The sequence below is a fragment of the Mycobacterium farcinogenes genome, from assembly GCF_019739075.1.
Taxonomy (GTDB): Bacteria; Actinomycetota; Actinomycetes; order Mycobacteriales; family Mycobacteriaceae; genus Mycobacterium; species Mycobacterium senegalense.
The window spans coordinates 3459964-3478965 of the sequence record NZ_CP081673.1 but is presented as its reverse complement, the minus strand read 5'-3'; the positions used below and the strand labels follow the sequence as shown (position 1 = coordinate 3478965).

The window sequence follows — 19002 nt, the reverse complement described above, 5'->3', positions numbered from 1 at the left end:
CAATGACGTCATGGCGATGGTGTCGGACGCTACCCGTGTTCGGCAATCATGGCAGGTACCCCTCGGGCAGATCCCGATGATTCAAGGTACTGACCCCCTGGGGCCTCGTCTGTACAGCGTCGAGGATGCCGCGACGCCGCTGCAGCACCCGCGGGCCCGCCAGGGCGAGAGGGCCCACCACCGCGCCGGTGCCAACATCGACGAGCTCGGCGAGGTCGCAGGTCTCGTGTGCGAGCAAGAGCTGCAGCAGGCTCTGTACTATCGCGCGCTGTTGGAAGACCAGCAGGAGGCCGTCGATGTGGAATTGGCCCATGACTGCTATCTCCTGCGTAGACACCTGGGCGCCGTCGGCGACCGACGTCGCATGCCCCGGATTCGCGAGGCTATCAAGCAAAAGCGCCGCCAGGAGTACCAGATACACTGCCTGCTGGAATCATTGAACTCCAGGTTTTTTCTCTCGCCGCCATCGCCGCCGCCAGGGTTGCTTTTCGCCGTCGAGGTCGAAGCGATCCGCAGCGGCCGTCGGCTGCGGATCGCCGAACTCGATCACGTCGTCACCGTCAGTCGACATGCCAATGTGGAGATGGCAGCCCGGGAGCACATCGCAGTGCACATCGACACTGCCATCAGCCAGATCGCCGTACGCGTCATCCTCAGCGGCCCTCGCACTCACACCGGCCGCTGACATTGCAGCGCGAGACAGCACCTTGCCTGCCCACCACAACCAAGCGTCACGACCGCGGCCATGCTGAATAGTCCTCGATCGAGCCGGGTCGCCGCCGCCGGCCACTACTAACCGAGTCTCCGGTACAGACCGGCGTCGGCCTGCGCGGTGTGGCCGCTGCCCACGCGCGCAGATGTGGCAGCGCAGCCACTGAACACGAGTGTGGCGCAACAACCGTCAATTCCCCGTGCGGTCACTACCGAGAATGCACGCCGTGGTTCGCCGGGTGAGATGGCCGATAAGGCATCGGTGCAACAACTGCCCGACGCGACTCTACGGTGTTTTACCACAGGCGAACCCACGATTCAGGTGTATAGACGATGTGTAATACCTTTGCATTTCACAACCCGATGACCGGTCTGGGATGTGAGTTTCCGGCCGAAAGGTGTTGGTTCCCATCACGCCTGTCGGGTCCACCACGGGCTGGGGGGTCGGAAGCGCCGATGCGGCCTGAGGTCCCCGACGCGACCTGAACCCGATGCGTCCCCTATGTGTAACCCCAACGGACGGTGAATCACCCGCCTGCGTTTCCCGGTCGTTAACCCAGCAGAAGCGTGACCTCCCAAGTGTTTAATGGCTGAACCCGTCATCGGTAGTGACACGACTTTGCGCCCACTGTTACGTTCCCAACGCATCGTTGCCACACACCGAGAGGCGCAGCCGCACCATGTTGAAAACTCTTGCCGCACTTACTGCTGCCTATTCTCTGGCGGCAGCAACGCCGTTGGCTGGTGCCAATCCGACAGAGGGACAACCAGTTCCCGTGATGCCGGCCGCCGACGGCGCAGCACCTGCCGTCGAGGCCAGCGGAGCCGTTCCCTCATCCGCGCCAGGCGTATTGACGACTCCCGAAGGCTGGGTTCTGTCGGTCGCCGCCTCCGACGAGACGCAGCAGTCGGTGGCGCCGCTGACGACCGCCCTGTCGTCGCGGGAGTACGTGGTCGGTGGCAGCTTTATGGGAACGGTGAAGGGCGCCGGGACAGCCGCCTTGGCCGGTGGTGTTCTCGAAGCGGGCTACCAGATCGGTTGTGGCGTCAATGCCGACGTAGTGGATGCACGATTTGGCGGCAGCCTCACCCCGTCCGGAAGCCTGGGCGGCTCGCCCAGTCTGGGGGGCAATCTGTTCGCCCAGATCCGCCCCACCCTCAAGCCGGGGACCACAACCATCGTCCCGGTCACCAAGATGGACTACAAGGGCGACTCCGCCCGCGTGACCATCACAGCCCTTCGCATCAAAATTGATAGCTGCGTCGGCCAATCGTTCATCCGGTCCTACGCGACCTTCACCAGCGCCACGGCCGACACCCAAGACGTCGTCTCGTACGTCGGTGTGACCAAAGCCGTGTGACATCGGTCATCCAAACCTGAACTCGCTCTTGTCGATTCCGCACCGAGAGGTCTCACACACCCCATGCTGAAAATTCTTGCCCCTCTAGTCTCAGCCAGTGCACTGGTGATCATGGCACCAACCGTCCTGGCCGCTCCCGAACCCGCCCCACCGCCCGGACCCGCTGACGCTGCCTCTGCACCCCAAGCCGAACAGGGCCCACCACCAGACAGTGGAATCGTGGCCTCCGGCGAACCCACTGTGGTCACGACACCGGACGATTGGACCCTGAAACTGGCCGCCACAGGCGAGACCCAGTTGCCGATCCCGCCGTTGACCACCGCGCTGTCCTCGCGTGAGTACCTGGCCGGCGGCACCTTTACCGGCAGCGTCGAGGGTGCGGGCCGCACTACCTTGAAAGGCGGCACCCTAGAAGCGGGGTATCAGATTGGCTGCGGTATCGAACTGAGCGCTGTGCGCCTGACCGGCAGCCTTGGCCTGACGTCATCGATCAGCCGGTCCGGCCTCGGCAGCATCAGCGTGCCCATCCAGGGCAACGTGGAAGTCAGACCCAAGCCTGGCGAGGTGCTCAACGTGTCGGTCACCCAGAAGAAGTTCGAGGGCACGAAGTCTCGCGTCACGCTCAAAGATGTACACATCAAGATTGACGGCTGCGTCGGGCAGTCGTTTCTGCGGTCGTATGCCAAGCTGACCAGCGCCACCACCGGCACCCAAGACATCGTCGCCTATTACGGCGTGACCAAAACCGTCTGACCTCAGGCTCTGGGCGATCGCCGGCAATCTCGGATGTGTGTCCGCGGGTCAATCAGCCCTCCGATCACCGGCATGCCGGGGCCGTCGTGCGGGCTTCACACCCTTGCTGAACGTCGGCTTGCCCCAATTGCCAAGCGCGACCCAGCATCCCGCCGGCGCGGCTATCGCATGGCTGCCGGGAGTCGAAAAGGTGGTGTCACGTTGCTACTATCTTACTCAGTAGTTGGTGGCCCGCCTGCTGTCGACGTTGCCGGTCCGGACAGGTTGGCGAGGCATTGCCATCTAGCCAATTTATCGTAATATTGCAATGTATGCATGAATTGCGAAGGGCCGCGGCCTGGGGGATGGGGCGATGACTGACAAGCTGCCATTGGACATCGACGGGTTGCTGCCCGACAGTGACGATCGTTGCGTTGACCGATTAGTGCGCGATCTGACGGCCGATTCCCGTATTGAGCATGCCCACCTGCTCGCCGACGCCGGCACGTCGAGGCTGTGCGTGCACTACGACTCGGCGATGACCGCCGCCGATGTCGAGCAGCACACCCGCCGCATCGCGTCCAATATCGATGCCCAGTACGGGCATTTGCGTTGGGCCGCTGCAGACCTCGCCGCGCGTCCGGGAGACATTCAATCGCTGGTCGGCCGACTCGATGCGCTGCCCGGAGTGGTGGAGACCAGCACCGAGACCGACGGTTTGCGAATCGAGTTCGAGCGTGACCGGATCACTGCCGACGAACTGGTGGCCGTCATCACCGGTGGCCATACCCCCTCGCCTGTCGCCGCCCCGGTCGAGGAAGACCACGGTGATCACGAGCACGGCTGGGGGATGATCTTCGGCGAACGCAGTGAACTGATTTTTGCCGGCCTGTCAGGCGCATCCTTGCTCACCGGCTTCCTGCTGGCATCGTTTGCCGATACGCCGCGCAGCGTGGAGATGGTCTTCTACGGGCTCGCTTTCGTACTCGGTGCCTTCTTCACCGCGCAGGAAGCGTGGCAGAGCGTGCGCGCCAAGCGCTTCGAGATCGATTTCTTGATGCTGGTGGCGGCCGCCGGCGCGGCCGCGTTGGGCGAGGTCGCCGAAGGGGCGCTGCTGCTGTTCCTGTTCAGCATCGGCCATGCCCTGGAGGGATACGCGATGGGGCGCGCGCGGCGCGCCATCGAGGCTCTGGCCGATCTTGCTCCCAAGACGGCCCTCGTGCGCCGCGACCGGACCGGCGAAACCGTCGAAGTTCCCGTCGAGCAGCTGCGGGTCGGTGACGTCGTGGTAATCCGGCCCAACGTGCGTATCGCCGCCGATGGCTTCGTCGTCGCCGGCACGAGCAGCGTGGACCAAGCACCCGTCACTGGTGAAAGTGTTCCAGTCGACAAACTGCCCGTTACCGATGTGCGCCAGGCCTCAGCCGCACCCGAGCAGGTGGACAGCTCCTCGCGGGTGTATGCCGGCACGATCAACGGTGCCGGCGCCATCGAGATCCAGGTCACCCGGCTCGCGGCCGACTCGACGCTGTCGCGCGTGGTCCGGCTGGTGTCTGAGGCTCAGGTTGAGGTGTCTCCCACCCAGCGTTTCACCGATAGGTTTCAGCGGGTCTTCGTGCCGGCCGTGCTCGTCGTGGTGGGCTTGTTGCTGTGTGCTGGGTGGGTCATCGACGAGCCGTTCAGCGCGACGGTTTACCGGGCGCTGGCAGTCTTGGTCGCGGCCAGTCCGTGCGCCCTGGCCATCGCCACACCGAGTGCCGTTCTGTCGGCGGTCGCCCGCGCTGCCCGCAGCGGTGTCCTCATCAAAGGTGGCGCCGCCCTGGAGACACTGGGCCGCGTCGATGCTGTCGCGTTTGACAAGACCGGAACCCTCACCCAAGGGATGCCACGTATCGCCGACGTCGTCGTCGCCGACGGTGCCGACCGCACTGAACTGTTGGCGATCGCCGTGTCTGTGGAACAACAGAGCGATCATCCACTGGCACGCGCGATCGTGCGGGACGGCTCGACTCTGTTGGGCGACAACGAGCTTCCACGCGCGACCGATGTACAAGCGGTGACCGGCCGTGGCGTGACCGCCGACGTGGAGGGCGTCAAAGTCCGGATCGGCAAGCGGGAACTGTTCGACGAGGCCGACGAGCTGCCCGCCACGATGGCTGAGGACATCGCGGCGCTGGAGCGATCCGGCCGCACCACCATGCTGGTTCGTGCTGGGGGAAGGTGGCTTGGTGCCATCGGGGTCATGGACACCGCGCGCGGCGAAGCTGTCGATGTCGTCGGGCGCCTCACACAGCTCGGCGTCAAGACCACGGTCATGTTGTCCGGTGACAATCAGCGAGTAGCCGACGCGGTCGCGGCCGAGATCGGCATCCTGCAGGCTCGGGGCGACCTGATGCCCGAAGACAAAGTCACCGAGATCAAGCGTCTACGCGACCAGTACGGCCTCGTGGCGATGGTCGGTGACGGTGTGAACGACGCCCCAGCGCTGGCCTCAGCAAACGTCGGAATCGCCATGGGGGCTGCGGGATCCGATGTCGCGCTGGAAACCGCCGATATTGCGCTCATGGCTGACGATCTGAAAGCACTCCCGTTCGCCGTCAAGATCAGCCGACGATCGAACAGGATCATCGCGCAGAACTTGTGGGCGAGCCTAGGCGTGGTGGCTCTGCTCATTCCCGCAACGATCTTCGGTCTGGGTATCGGTCCAGCGGTGCTTATCCATGAGGGGTCCACACTCATTGTGGTGGCGAACGCGCTGCGGCTTCTTGCGTTGCGTGAGCAAGGCTGATGGAACCAGACCTGCAGCTGGTGGGATTCGCGGGCCGGTCGGATCCGGCGGGGGAGCAATGACAGGCGCGCACATGTCGGCAACTGCGGTTAGCCGGTGGATTGTGCTGGGCAGTGTGCCGGTCGTCGCGGTGATGCTGGTGATGGTGGTCCCCAGGGTAGGTGTCGCGACGGTGGGCGACGCCGGCATCGTGGCGCTCGGGCCGGTGACGACGACGGGCCAGTTGGTCGGATACTGGGCAGCGACGCTGGCCGGCGCGTTTTGTCTGGGTGCGCTCGTGTGGATCGTGGTCACCGCCAAGCCCAGTGCCAGCGGCCGCATCGACGTCGCCGCGTTTGGTGTTCACAGGTGGATCGAACGCGTGGCCATCCTGTGGGCGGTGTGCTCAGTGGCGATGGTGCTGCTTGTCTCGGCGGCCGAGGCCGGGATACCGATCGGAAAACTGGTCCGCCGAGTCGATTTCGTCAATGCGATCGTGGCGTCAGAGGCCGCGCTGGGATGGTGCGTCACTGCGGGCTGCGCCGTCGTGCTGGCCGTATGGATACGATTCACGTTGCGTTGGATCGGTCATTGCCTGGCCTTAATGCCTGCCGCTGTCGCCGTGGTTGCGGTGCCGGTGACCGGTAATGCCGGGCAGGGCCCCGATCACGACATCGCGACAAGCGCTGTGATCGTGTTTGCGCTGGCGCTGGCGGTCTTGACCGGCACCACGATGGTGGCGGCCCTCAACCGAGACGTTCCGCACCGAATCCGGGTCCTGCACGTCGTGTGCGCAGCAGTCGCTGTGGGTTACGGTCTGCTGCTGGCGACCCTGGGATTGGGGGGCACGCCGATCTGGGATTCCAGATACGGGTGGGCAGTGCTGGCGGCGGGGGCCATGCTGATGCTGGTACTGCTCGTTGACGGTGCTTTGTTAGCGTTTGGCCGCGCTCGGGCGGGCCCGGTCGACATTGGGTCTGCGGTCGCGCTGGTCGTCGCCGGTGCGGCGGTGGCGGTGGCCTCGACCAGTATCCCGCCGCGGTTTGCCACGCAGGAGTTCTCGACGTGGGACATTTTCCTGGGCTACCAGCTCACCGATGCGCCCGACGTCGTGGGCTTGCTGACGGTATGGCGCTTCGACCCGTTTATCGGGACCGCGGCCATCGTGGCTGCACTGAGCTATGTCGTCGCCGTGGCTCTGCTGCGCCGCCGCGGGGATCACTGGCCGGTGGGACGCACCATCGCCTGGACCCTGGGTTGCGCAGCCTTGCTGATCACCACGAGCTCCGGAGTGCGGGCCTACGGCTCAGCGATGTTCAGCGTCCACATGGCCGAACACATGGCGCTGAACATGTTCGTCCCCGTGCTCCTGGTGCTCGGCGCACCCGTCACCCTCGCGCTGCGGGTGCTGCCCACCGCGCCGAAAGGTGAAACGCCTGGACCCCGCGAGTGGCTGGTGTGGTTCGTGCACGCGCCCGTGACCCGGTTCCTATCGCACCCGGTCACGGCGTTCCTCCTGTTCGTCGGATCGCTGTACCTCGTCTACTTCACCCCCCTGTTCGACACCCTGATCCGGTATCACTGGGGCCACGAGCTCATGAGCGTGCACTTCCTGCTCACCGGCTACCTGTATTACTGGGGCATCATCGGCATCGACCCCGGACCGCGGCGCCTGCCCTTCCTGGGGCGGCTCGGGCTCCTGTTCGCCGTGATGCCCTTCCATGCCTTCTTCGGTATCGCCACGATGACGATGACCTCATCGCTGGGTGAGAGCTTCTACCGGTCCGTCAATCTGCCCTGGCTGCAAAACATTTCAGACGACCAACACCTCGGCGGCGCCATCGCATGGGGTTCCAGCGAGCTGCCGGTGATCATCGTGGTGATCGCCCTGGTGACCCAGTGGGCACGCCAAGACCGCCGAGCGGGCGCGCGAGACGACCGCCACAGCGACCGCGGGTACGACGACGAACTCGACGCCTACAACGCGATGCTGCGTGAGCTCGCCCGAAACCGGCGCTGAATCGCAGCTCTGGCACCGCTACCAGAGGTGCGCAGCCGGCAAGCCTGCCTAGTTGCGGCGTGTGGTCGCCGCCTGGGCGCCGCAATCGCATCGTTTCGTTCAGATGCTGGCAGCCGGGCCATAAGCCGCCACCGATCCCGCCCGCACCGATGCCATCTGTGTTCACCGCCGAGCAAGTACCTTTGCCCGAGTGCCATCGTCTGACGCCCTAGCCGCCTCGGTGCGCGGTGCTGACTGCAGGCGCGCAAAAAAACCCCCGCCCATGACCGCCTCAGCCGATGGGTGAGGACTCCTGCACGCTGTGTGGAACTGTGCGCGTGCGAAGTACGTACTTGTATAGTAGAACGGGTTGCAGGTCGGTGCTCCTCTTCTGCGCGGGCAAGATGGTCTGACGCTACGGCGCACGACCCGCGATCGATCGTTATGGAGGTTGTGTTGGTGGCCGAAGCGCCCCAGTCGCAGGATTCGTTTATCGCGCGATCAACTGCGTTCCGGCAGCACCGGTGACATGCGGCAGCGCTCTGAGCAGGTTCGGGCCGAGCGGACGCTGCGTTTGGACCTCGCGGTGACGGTCGTGGGTCCGGCCACCGCACCCGGTGAAGCCACCCGGGTGATGTTCACCGATGCGACGCCGAACTGGCGTGGCGCGGTCGGGATCTGGACCCAGACCGCTGCAGGCACTGGGGAAGCACCGTGAAATCAATCGACGCTCACCTGTCCCGCCGCCAGTTTGTCGGGCTGACGACCGCAGCGGCCGGACTGCTGACGATCGGCGCCTGCGCCGAAAACTCCTCTCCACAAGAACTATCGGGTAGGGGAGGCCAGCCGGTCTATACATTGCCCGACCTCGACTGGGATTACGGTGCACTAGAGCCGCATATTTCCGGTGAGATCAACGAGTTGCATCACGCCAAGCATCACGCGACCTATGTCAACGGTGCCAACACGGCCCTCAAACAGCTCGACGACGCGCGGTACAACAACGACTACGCCGCGATCGTGTTGCATGAGAAGGATCTCGCCTTCAACCTCGGGGGACACATCAACCACAGCATCTGGTGGAAGAACCTGTCCCCGGACGGCGGCGGCACGCCGGCGGGGCCGCTGGCGGCCGCTATCGACGAGCACTTCGGCTCCTTCACCCTTTTCCGTGATCAGTTCGCTGCCGCCGCCAACGCCGTACAGGGATCGGGATGGGCGTGGCTGGGCTATGACACCCTCGGGCGAAAGCTGCTGACTTTTCAGATGTATGACCAACAGTCGAACGTGCCGCTGGGCATCATCCCGCTCCTGGGGTTGGATGTTTTCGAGCACGCCTACTATCTCCAATACAAGAATGTCCGCGCCGATTACGTGGCGGCGTTCTGGAATGTGGTCAACTGGCCTGACGTTCAACGTCGATTCGATCTCGCCGTGTCCCGATCATCCGGCCTGATCTTCCCCTGACGTGGTAAAAACCAGGACCCTACCGACGCGCGGTCCTTCCTGGCCGATCTGCGCTCGGGCGTCGTTGATGCCGCTGACGCACCTGTGCGCACCGCAGCGCTGCATGTGTGGTCGTGCCGGCGCGGCCACCTGCCGTTACTACGGCATCAGCCGCAACGTGTTCCGCCGGTACGTCCTGGGCGGATCACCGCTACAGGTCAGCGAGCCCGTGGCCAGTCTGACCGTGATGGTCGCCGGCGTTCTCACAGAAACGCGGAATGCTCGCAGCTCCGTGGATGATCGCACGGTGTGAGTGGGGAAGTGATTATGTGCCCTGCGCCGCCGTGAGCGGCGCACTGCCGATGTCATTGTCTGGCCGCCGATCCCCGCAACTACGTAGTACGGCAGTACGTATGAAGTACAGTTGTTATCAGCGAGGTGGTGACGGAGACTGCGAGCGCTGATCGCGGTTGCAGACACGCTTGTCCCCGATACTGCACGGCCCGCGATCGATCATTACGGAGGATCTCTTGGTAGCCGAAGCGCCCCCAATCGGAGAACTCGAGGCACGTCGTCCTTTTCCGGAACGGATGGGCCCCAAGGGCAACCTGATCTACAAGCTCATCACCACGACCGATCACAAGCTGATCGGCATCATGTACTGCGTCGTCTGCTTCGCCTTCTTCTTCATCGGCGGACTGATGGCGCTGTTCATGCGTACGGAACTGGCGATGCCCGGCTTGCAGTTCTTGAGCAACGAGCAGTTCAACCAGTTGTTCACCATGCACGGCACGGTGATGCTGCTGTTCTACGCCACACCGATCGTGTTCGGGTTCGCCAACCTGGTGCTGCCGCTGCAGATCGGCGCGCCCGACGTGGCGTTCCCGCGGCTGAACGCCCTGTCGTTCTGGCTGTTCCTGTTCGGCGCGCTGATCGCCCTCGGCGGCTTCATTACGCCGGGCGGTGCCGCGGACTTCGGCTGGACGGCCTACTCGCCGCTGACCGACGCCATCCACTCGCCGGGTGCCGGCGGTGACCTGTGGATCCTGGGTCTGGCCGTCGGTGGTCTTGGCACCATCCTCGGTGGCGTCAACATGGTCACCACCATCGTCTGCATGCGGGCGCCCGGCATGACCATGTTCCGGATGCCGATCTTCACCTGGAACATCCTGGTGACCTCGATCCTGGTGCTGATCGCGTTCCCGATCCTGACCGCCGCGCTGTTCGGCCTGGCCGCCGACCGCCACCTGGGCGCGCACATCTACGACCCGGCCAACGGCGGTGTCCTGTTGTGGCAGCACCTGTTCTGGTTCTTCGGTCACCCCGAGGTGTACATCATCGCGCTGCCGTTCTTCGGCATCGTGTCCGAGATCTTCCCGGTGTTCAGCCGCAAACCGATCTTCGGTTACACCACCCTGATCTACGCCACCATCAGCATCGCGGCCCTGTCGGTCGCGGTGTGGGCGCACCACATGTACGCCACCGGCGCGGTCCTGCTGCCGTTCTTCTCCTTCATGACGTTCCTGATCGCGGTCCCGACCGGCATCAAGTTCTTCAACTGGATCGGAACGATGTGGAAGGGCCAGTTGACCTTCGAGACGCCGATGCTGTTCTCGGTCGGCTTCCTGATCACCTTCCTGCTGGGTGGCCTGTCCGGTGTGCTGCTGGCCAGCCCGCCGATCGACTTCCACGTAACCGACAGCTACTTCGTCATCGCGCACTTCCACTACGTGCTCTTCGGCACCATCGTGTTCGCCACCTATGCGGGCATCTACTTCTGGTTCCCGAAGATGACCGGACGTCTGCTCGACGAGCGCCTGGGCAAGCTGCACTTCTGGCTGACCTTCATCGGCTTCCACACCACCTTCCTGGTGCAGCACTGGCTCGGTAACGAGGGCATGCCTCGTCGCTACGCCGACTACCTGCCCACCGACGGCTTCACCACGCTCAACGTGATCTCCACGATCGGTGCCTTCATCCTGGGCATCTCGACGCTGCCGTTCGTGTGGAACGTGTTCAAGAGCTGGCGCTACGGCGAGCCCGTGACGGTCGACGACCCCTGGGGTTACGGCAACTCGCTGGAGTGGGCGACCTCCTGCCCGCCGCCGCGGCACAACTTCACCGAGCTGCCCCGGATCCGTTCGGAGCGCCCGGCGTTCGAGCTGCACTACCCGCACATGGTCGAGCGGATGCGCGCCGAGGCCCACGTGGGCCGCACGCATCACCCAGAGCTCACACCCAACGCGCACACCTCTGCATAGGCCGCACCACAGTCGGTGCGAGGCCAGAAGACAATCGAAACCAGTGCCCGCTCAACACCTCTCGGGATGAGTGTCAACACCTCAGACACATGGCAACGGTCGGGCCAACCCGCAAACAAAATCCGGGATTCAACGGCGATGCCCGAACCGCCGGCATCACAGCGGCGGATCGGGCAATCGCAGAATAGATTTCGCATCGTGTACGGCCGAGAAGGACTATAGAAATCGACTCGGCCACAGGTAACGCCGTTTGGACTTGGTGATGGTGACCGGTGTAGGAATCACGGCCCCGATAGCGCCCGCCCTGACTCGCGCTGCAAGAGTCGGGGACTCACGGCCCTACGGCTTGCAGGCAAGGTCGACGTAGACGGTTGGTGATGCCGGAGGTTGATTGCGAACGCCCGCCCGGATGGGCGGATTCGTTAGTTGAGACGCCTTACGTCCGGGGCGGACAGCTTTCACGGTGCATTGGTCGATGGGCCCGTCGCCAATCTTGCTGATCATGACGTGGAAGCCTTGCGCCTGCAACATGCCAATGGTGGCCTGCGCACTCTGCTGCGCGGTGGGCGCCGCTCCGGCCGGGCCCGCCAGGCCCACCGCGACGATGCTCGCCGCGGCGCCGACAAGAAGTGACGTTGTCTTACGGCGCTTTCGATAGGTCATCGAGATTTCTCCTTTCGTCGGGGTTCAACCGACGCATTGCCTGGGCCATTAACCTCGTGGCCAGAATATGTTCAGGTCGGCCAACCAATGCGATATTCATATCGAATGCCTTTCTAACGGCTCCGAACAATACAGACGCATATCATTTACCTAGCATTCGTAAATCATCGTCCTGTCGACAACGTGTCAACAACCAACAATTGGCTGCTCGGCGGTGTCAAAATATGTGAAAAATCCTGGCCTGCAACCGGATGCGCTCCTGGGCCAAGCTCCTGGCGACCGTCGAGGTAATCAGCCGGTCCGCACTTTTCCGCGACGCGACCGGTGATGTGGATGAACGTCATAGCACTGCGTCAATTGGTCCCAATGCTGCAACGACGCATTATCGGTCACTCATTGGCCATTTCGATGCGACACCTCAACCCGAAGTTCGCAGGGGATAGCTCCGGTGATGGCGGGCCTCCGGCTTGTTGTTGGCACCAAGCGGGGATGCAAATCTCGCGGTCGGCAAGGAGGTTGCCGCGAGTCCGACGACGGCGGTGCTCACAACGGAGGATCGGCGCCGGCAGTCGATCACAGTGATCGTCAAGACTGCCGGCACACGCTCGCCCATGCGGATGGCCAAGCGCAGCCCCAGGGGCCCCGCCCAACCAGCGGGGAATAGCGTGTGTGCGGGATGCAGGATGAGGCCGTCTACCGGGTGGTCTCAGATCGAGGATGGGGTCTCGTTGAAGCCCTCCGGTTCGCATTGCATCGTGATGTGAGTGATCGAGTATTCGCTTGCCAACACGTCGCGCACCGCTTGCAGAACGGCGGCGTACTCACCGTCGGGCGCAACCACGATGTGCGCCGTTGCGGTTTCCATACCCGCGGTCAGCGTCCAGACGTGCAGATCGTGTACGGCACGCACACCCGACACCTTCTCCAGCTTGCGTTGGACCTCGTCCACGTCGAGCCCCCGCGGGGCGAACTCCATGATGATCCAAAACGCCTCGCGCATCAGCGCAGCGGTGCGGGGCAAGATGAACAGGCCGATCGCGGCACCGACAATCGGATCGGCATACCGCCACCCCGTTACGGTCACGATGACCGCCGCGACGATCACGCCGATCGAGCCCAACATGTCCGACAGCACCTCTAGGTAGGCGCCCTTGACGTTGAGGCTCTCCTTGGCCCCAGCGGTGAGCAGCCAGAAGCTCGTGGCGTTGACCGCCAGCCCGACTACCGCAACGATGAGCATCGGCACACCCAGGACGTCCGGCGGCTCCCGGAACCGCTCGTATGCCTCATACAGGATGTAGCCCGCTACACCGAACAGCAGCAGACCATTGCCCAGTGCGGCAAGCACTTCCAGCCGGTAGGTGCCATAGGACCGCTGACCGGTTGCGGGGCGCCGAGCAAAGTAGATCGCCGCCAGCGCCATACTGATCCCCAGTACATCGGTGCCCATGTGCGCGGCATCAGATATCAGAGCCAGCGAGCCGGTGATGATTCCACCGATCAGCTCGACCAAGAGGTAGCCCCCGGTGAGCGCTAGCGCTGCCCATAACCGCTTGACGTGTTTGGCGCTCGCCGAGACGGCCGAACCGTGCTCTTGTCCTTGCCCCACGACCCGCCTCCCTAAAAAACGCGGACAGGGCCCGCGGTGAAATCTCTTGGCGGTCTTGACTGCCTCGTCCAGTGGGCCAATCCTAATGGTCGCCCGCTCGCTGTCATGGGATCACGGGGATCGAATTGGCACTGCGGTAACGCGCACCAACATCGAAAGCCGTTGTGCACCTCAAAAAGCGATCTCGACTGACCGGACCAGCCCAGCAACGTGGCGCCGACCAGCACCAGCAGTCGGTAGGGACATCACCGCACGGTTTCACACACACGGTCGGTCAACTCCGCGATGGCCATCGTCTCGTTGACTGCGATGTCGCAAGAATCCGCGGTCGGGATCCACGTGCAACCCGTCACGGGCCTGGCCGGGAGCGTCCGCCGCAGCGGGCGGCCGCCCCGCTCTACTGCGGTGATCGAACCCCCGGCCGACTGACTGGACAATACGTCCGCCGTGGTTACCTCTGGCTTTATTTGCAGAGCACCCCTACAGAATCCACCGCTGTGCTCAGTGGTGCCCGTATCGGCGACCGTGGTGGCTGTCGTAACCTCCGCCCCCGAACAAGGAGCCGAGGAAGCCGCCCTGCTGATAGGGCTGCGGTGGGTACTGCTGAGGTGGTGGATACTGCTGCGGCGGCGGTGCCGACGGAGCCGGCGGTTGGGCAGCAGCGGCATAGAACTTCGATTCGGCCTGCGCGAGAACTTCAAGCTCGCCCCGGTCGAGAAATATTCCGCCGCATCCGGTGCACTGGTCGATCTCCACCCCGAACCGTTGCACCGCCAACATCTGTGAGCTGCATTTCGGACAGAGCACTGCTGCTCCGCCGCCTCCGGAAGGCACTGAACTCGATGACTGTGTCATCTTCGGCCCCCTTCTGTATCGGTTGTCATCAACACCGTCAGTCTATGCGCGCGTACGCATTTGCGCCGCGACCCACCGAATCGACTTTCCCGAGCGGGCCGGCGGATAACCGAGCGCGGGGGCACTCCTGCGGTCACCTGCAGGTGACGATGTGACGATGAAGGCCGGTTCAACGCGTTCTGGGGGGTTGCGTTGGCGCCCATTGATTTCAGCGCTCTCGGTGGATCACGTTTGGTCGCCAATTTCGGCGGGGCCGGACACATTTCTGCCTTCAACCCCGGGCGACGGCAACTGTCATCGACCTGCCTACGGCTTGTCCGCCGGCAACCCGATCCAGCCGCTCTACGTCGGTCCGCGACGAACTGCGCCTGCACGTTCGTCGACGATCGTCACCGGCGACGCGGAGTTTTCTTACTGCGTGAGCCCTGTTCGTTGTGCAAGCCAAGGTAATTCACGCATCAAGGCGGTGGAGAACACTTGCCAGTCATGACCGCCGGGCACTTCGCGGTACGTGGTATCCATGCCAGCAGCCCGGGTGGCGTCGTAGACGGCGCGGACTTCTGCCTTGGTGTCACGGTCATCGGCGCCGACCACCACCGCTCCTGCGCTGTCGGGGTAGCGGCGCGCACGCAGCAAATCCAACGGGTTGATGCGTTGGAACGCTGCCTTATCGCCGCCGAATGCTTCGGCGATGGTCTGAGACTGATCGCCCAAGCTGGGCTCAGGGCCCCCGGATATGTCGAGGAAGGTGGGGTAGACGTCAGGGTAATTTGTGGCGAGCTGAAGCGCGCAGGTTCCTCCGTAGGAGGCGCCGCCGACGGCCCACGCTTGCGGTTCTTGATCGACAGCAAGATTGGCCTTGATCCAGGCCGGGACGTCGCGGGCGATGTAACTGGCGGCGTTGCCGAGCCGCGAATCCAAACACAGAGGGTTACCGAAAGGGCTCCCGGTGCCATCGACGACGACTACCACCGGCGCCAGACCGCGGTGGGCTCGCGCGAACTCATCCAAAATCTGGACGAGTTTGCCGCCGCGCAGCCAGTCCTGCGGTGATCCGGGCTGTCCTGGTACCAGAATCAGCACTGGCAGTTGGGGGCGGGGATCGGCGAAAAAGGCTGGTGGAAAGTAGAGTTCGGCATTGCGCGCAGGAAAGCCCGACAGCGACCCCGGGATCGGCGCTGAAGACAGTTTGCCCCCGCGCGGTAACCCGGGTGGAGGTGACCAGCGCATCGCGAGCGGGCCGACGTCGGCCAACAGTCGCGGTGGACGCTTCACGACTTCGGGCAGCGCGACATAGCTGAAGCGCCGGGCCCCCACCGCATCGGCCAGCGTGGGATAGGCAGCGAATATCACATTGACTTGATTGGCACAGGCCAAGACGACGACCGCCGCGGCGGCGGCAGACCACAGCATACGACGCATGCCCGGGGCGAGGAACCCACCAACTGCCACGACCGTCACAGCGAACACCGACACCCCAGCCCACACGTATATCAGCGGTTGCAGGCGGTCGGGAAACAGCTTCCACTCGTTGCGTGCCAGGTCGGCGACGATGATCGTGGTGACCACAGCCACCAGCGCGCACGCAGCCAACATCACCGCCTTGGTACGCCCGCGGCGGGGCGCCATGACCATGAGAGCCAATAGCAGTGCGGCGGCTCCGATTCCGGCCAAACGCAGCAGGACCGGGAGCGGACCGGACAGCAATGCCCAGCTCAGCACCTCGCTACACCGTTGAGTCGCAGGTCGTTTGTGCCGTTGGCGAGTTCTGGGTGATGTGCGCGGGCATCGACGGGCATCGGCTCAACCATGTGCAGGCAGTGCCGATGGAACGCCGGGCGCTCCGAACAGATCCGGGGTAGCTCGGTGAAGTAGCGCCGTGGCAGCGCCACGGCAAGCGCATCAATCCGCAGCGGGAGCACCAGGTTGAGTTCTCCGACTGGGGGCGCTTCGGCTACCAAGACAACCTCCGTAATGATCGATCGCAGGCCGCGCGGTATCGGGGACGAACGCCTCTTGCACCGGTCCGGCACTGGCAAATCTGTGCCGCCAACTGGCCAGATAACAACTGTACTTCATACGTACTGCCGTACTACGTAGTTGCGGGGATCGGCGGCCAGACAATGACATCGGCCTTGCGCCGCTCACGACGGCGCAAGGAACATCGCGACACCGGCCGGCCGTTGAGTGTCGAAGCCCTCGACTGCGGGCATGGAAGCTGCGCGTCGGCGGCGACCACCCGCGCGCGAGGCATTCGTCGATGGGGCGCAGGGCCGAAGCATGCGGCCCATTACCTTTCGGAATTGCGTTCCACTCCCGTGTGTTGACGATCCGCGTATGTGCGAGCATTCGGCCTCGGCGTGAGCCCCGTGTGCGGGCTTCATTTAGGCGGCGCCGGCAAGTGATTTGACCTGGGTGGGGGTCACCTGCAGGACGCCGGCGCTGGCGATGTCGTAGAACAGGCCGATGACGTTGACCCGCCGAGCCAAGGGATGGGACTGCAGGGTCTGCACCTGTACGGCGATGTTGACCATCGACAGCTGATCCACCGTTCCGAAGCCGGCTTCGGCCGCGGACTGCGCGACCGGGTGATTACCTTCGTCGAAAGCCGTGATCGACGGATCACCATGGGCCAGCCAGGATTCCAGATGCTTGGCACCGGCGTCGGTCTTGCCCAGCATCGCGGTCATCGCGCCGCAGCTGGAGTGTCCGCACACCACGATCGAGGAGACATCGAGCTTGTCCACGGCGAACTCGATGGCCGCCTCGATCGAGGGGTCGGTCTGGCCGGCCGGGATCATGTTGCCGATGTTGCGCACCGTGAACAGGTCGCCCGGGCCGCTGCTGGTGATGACGTTGGGCACCACCCGCGAGTCGGCGCAAGTCAGGAACAGCGTCTCGGGGCGCTGGGCATGGGCGAGTTCCTGCATGTGCGGGCGCAGCACCGGGGCGGTGCGCCGGTGGTAGGCGGCCAGGCCGTGCAGCACCGAAGCCGTCTCTTCGCGCTGCCACGAGCTCCACGGCACCACGCCGGAGCGTTTGTCGAACGGGGTGAAGCCGCGCATCGGCGGGCCGGCGACGGCGCTGCCCATCTCGACTACACCCACGTCGTGGATGTCGACGGCGCCGCCGGTGGCCACGTGCTGGCGCTTCCACGCTTCGATGGTCTCGTGGGCGGCGTGGTCGATGAAGTCCACCGACAGTTCCACGGTCACCGCGGTGCCGGTCGGCACCTGCGCCAGTGCGCTCGTCAGGCGGGGCAGGGACAGGAACGTGGCCGAGCCCTCGATGGCGACGCGCCAGGTGTCCTCGCCGGTGGACTCGGAGACGATGTTGGTGCGCACCACACGCCACACGGTCAGGGCGACCGCCAGCGCCAGGCCGATCAGCACGCCTTCGAGCAGGTTGAGGAACACCACACCCGCTACTGTCACCGCGTACACAGCGAGATCGCCGGTACGCCAAGCGGTTTCAATGTGCGCGCGTTTGACCAGCTGGCAGCCGATGACGATCAGCAGGCCGGCCAGGGCGGCGGTGGGGATCATCTGGGCCAGGCCGGCGAACGGCACGGCGAAGATCAGAATCCACACCCCGTGCAGGATGGCCGACGCCCGGGTGCGGGCGCCGGCGGCGACGTTGGTGGAGCTGCGCACGATCACACCGGTAACGGGCAGCCCGCCGATGGCACCCGAAACCATGTTGGCGGTGCCCTGGCCGATCATCTCGCGGTCGAAGTTGGTACGCGGGCCGGTGTGCAGGCGGTCCACCGACACCGCCGACAGCAGGCTCTCGACGCTGGCGATCAGTGCGACGGTGAGCACACCGGCGGCGAAGCCGCCCCAGTTGCCCTGGGGCAGGGAGGGCAGGGACAGTGCGTCGATCAGGGAGCCGTTGATCTGGATGCGGGTGACGTCACCGAAGGCCGGCAGCAGCGACAGCGCGGTGACGCCGACGATGGCCACCAGCGGACCGGGCACCTTCTTCACCGCTTTGGGCGCCCAGCGCCAGGCCACCAGGATGGCGATCACCAGGCCGCCCAGAACGACGCCGTGGCCGTGGGCGTTGATCAGCTTTCCGGGCAGTGCGGTGACGTTGGCCCAGGCCGAGCTGTTGGAGCTGCCGCCGAGCAGCACGTGGATCTGCTGCAGGGCGATGGTGATGCCGATGCCGGCCAGCATCGCGTGCACGACGACGGGGGAGATGGCCAGCGCGGCGCGTGCCACCTTGCTCAGTCCGAACAGCACCTGCAGGATGCCCGCGCAGACGGTGATGGCGCAGGTGACCTTCCAGCCGAACTGCGAGATCAGGCCGGCGACCACCACGGTCAGCCCGGCCGCGGGTCCGCTGACCTGCAGCGGCGATCCGCCCAGAATGCCGACGAGGATGCCGCCGACGATGGCGGCGATGATGCCGGCCAGCACCGGAGCGCCCGACGCCACGGCGATACCCAGCGACAACGGCAGGGCGACAAGGAACACCACCAGTGAGGCGGGCAGGTCGTATCGCAAGATGGCCCGGGCCCGTTCGGCGAGTTGGGTAGTTTGCTGCATTGCGCGCCTCCGTGCTGGAGTTGATGATTGTGCGTACCCGCCTCATTG

15 protein-coding genes are annotated in these 19002 nt (G+C 64.5%); 9 read left to right on the top strand and 6 right to left on the bottom strand.

Going from position 1 to position 19002, the window contains the following annotated elements; genetic code table 11:
* Window positions 1-10: 10 nt before the first annotated feature.
* The 9 genes from K6L26_RS16555 to ctaD all read left to right on the top strand — a co-directional run bounded on the left by K6L26_RS16555 (window position 11) and on the right by ctaD (window position 11277).
* A complete protein-coding gene (locus K6L26_RS16555; RefSeq protein WP_131721945.1) occupies window positions 11-685 on the top strand; it encodes a hypothetical protein in 675 nt (224 codons plus the stop codon).
* Between the two features lie 706 nt (window positions 686-1391).
* A complete protein-coding gene (locus tag K6L26_RS16550) occupies window positions 1392-2072 on the top strand; it encodes an MspA family porin (protein WP_043369375.1) in 681 nt (226 codons plus the stop codon).
* Window positions 2073-2135: 63 nt separating this feature from the next.
* Window positions 2136-2825 carry an MspA family porin gene (locus K6L26_RS16545; protein WP_043369377.1) on the top strand — a complete coding sequence of 230 codons (690 nt, stop codon included), beginning with the start codon at window positions 2136-2138 and terminating at the stop codon, window positions 2823-2825.
* 352 nt (window positions 2826-3177) lie between these two features.
* Window positions 3178-5592, top strand: a complete 2415-nt coding sequence (locus K6L26_RS16540; RefSeq protein WP_044518564.1) for a heavy metal translocating P-type ATPase — start codon at window positions 3178-3180, stop codon at window positions 5590-5592.
* A gap of 58 nt (window positions 5593-5650) precedes the next feature.
* Entirely contained in the window at window positions 5651-7591 is a 1941-nt protein-coding gene (locus K6L26_RS16535; RefSeq protein ID WP_264010416.1) for a cytochrome c oxidase assembly protein, read from the top strand.
* 508 nt (window positions 7592-8099) lie between these two features.
* Window positions 8100-8288: a hypothetical protein gene (locus tag K6L26_RS16530; protein ID WP_019344409.1), complete on the top strand. Its 189-nt coding sequence runs from the start codon at window positions 8100-8102 to the stop codon at window positions 8286-8288.
* Window positions 8285-9037: a superoxide dismutase gene (locus K6L26_RS16525; protein ID WP_019344408.1), complete on the top strand. Its 753-nt coding sequence runs from the start codon at window positions 8285-8287 to the stop codon at window positions 9035-9037. The genes K6L26_RS16530 and K6L26_RS16525 overlap by 4 nt, the downstream gene beginning before the upstream one ends.
* A 67-nt stretch (window positions 9038-9104) precedes the next feature.
* The gene (locus K6L26_RS16520; RefSeq protein ID WP_043368143.1) at window positions 9105-9329 is read left to right on the top strand and encodes a hypothetical protein; all 225 of its coding nucleotides are present in this window, start codon (window positions 9105-9107) and stop codon (window positions 9327-9329) included.
* A 217-nt stretch (window positions 9330-9546) separates the two neighbouring features.
* Window positions 9547-11277 carry an aa3-type cytochrome oxidase subunit I gene (gene ctaD, locus K6L26_RS16515; protein WP_047040680.1) on the top strand — a complete coding sequence of 577 codons (1731 nt, stop codon included), beginning with the start codon at window positions 9547-9549 and terminating at the stop codon, window positions 11275-11277.
* A gap of 339 nt (window positions 11278-11616) precedes the next feature.
* Here the strand turns inward: ctaD and K6L26_RS16510 are convergent, their stop codons facing one another.
* The 6 genes from K6L26_RS16510 to K6L26_RS16485 form a co-directional block, all read right to left on the bottom strand.
* Complete coding sequence (locus tag K6L26_RS16510; RefSeq protein WP_019348707.1) at window positions 11617-11940, bottom strand: hypothetical protein; 324 nt, start codon at window positions 11938-11940, stop codon at window positions 11617-11619.
* A gap of 706 nt (window positions 11941-12646) precedes the next feature.
* Window positions 12647-13549: a cation diffusion facilitator family transporter gene (locus tag K6L26_RS16505; protein WP_019348708.1), complete on the bottom strand. Its 903-nt coding sequence runs from the start codon at window positions 13547-13549 to the stop codon at window positions 12647-12649.
* A gap of 501 nt (window positions 13550-14050) precedes the next feature.
* Window positions 14051-14404 carry a TFIIB-type zinc ribbon-containing protein gene (locus tag K6L26_RS16500; protein ID WP_074416698.1) on the bottom strand — a complete coding sequence of 118 codons (354 nt, stop codon included), beginning with the start codon at window positions 14402-14404 and terminating at the stop codon, window positions 14051-14053.
* Window positions 14405-14815: 411 nt separating this feature from the next.
* Entirely contained in the window at window positions 14816-16039 is a 1224-nt protein-coding gene (locus K6L26_RS16495) for an alpha/beta hydrolase (RefSeq protein ID WP_080989476.1), read from the bottom strand.
* Window positions 16040-16119: 80 nt separating this feature from the next.
* Complete coding sequence (locus tag K6L26_RS16490; RefSeq protein WP_019348712.1) at window positions 16120-16365, bottom strand: hypothetical protein; 246 nt, start codon at window positions 16363-16365, stop codon at window positions 16120-16122.
* A gap of 423 nt (window positions 16366-16788) precedes the next feature.
* On the bottom strand, window positions 16789-18954 hold the full coding sequence (locus tag K6L26_RS16485) for a SulP family inorganic anion transporter (RefSeq protein ID WP_044518568.1): 2166 nt from the start codon (window positions 18952-18954) through the stop codon (window positions 16789-16791).
* Between the last annotated feature and the right edge of the window lie 48 nt (window positions 18955-19002).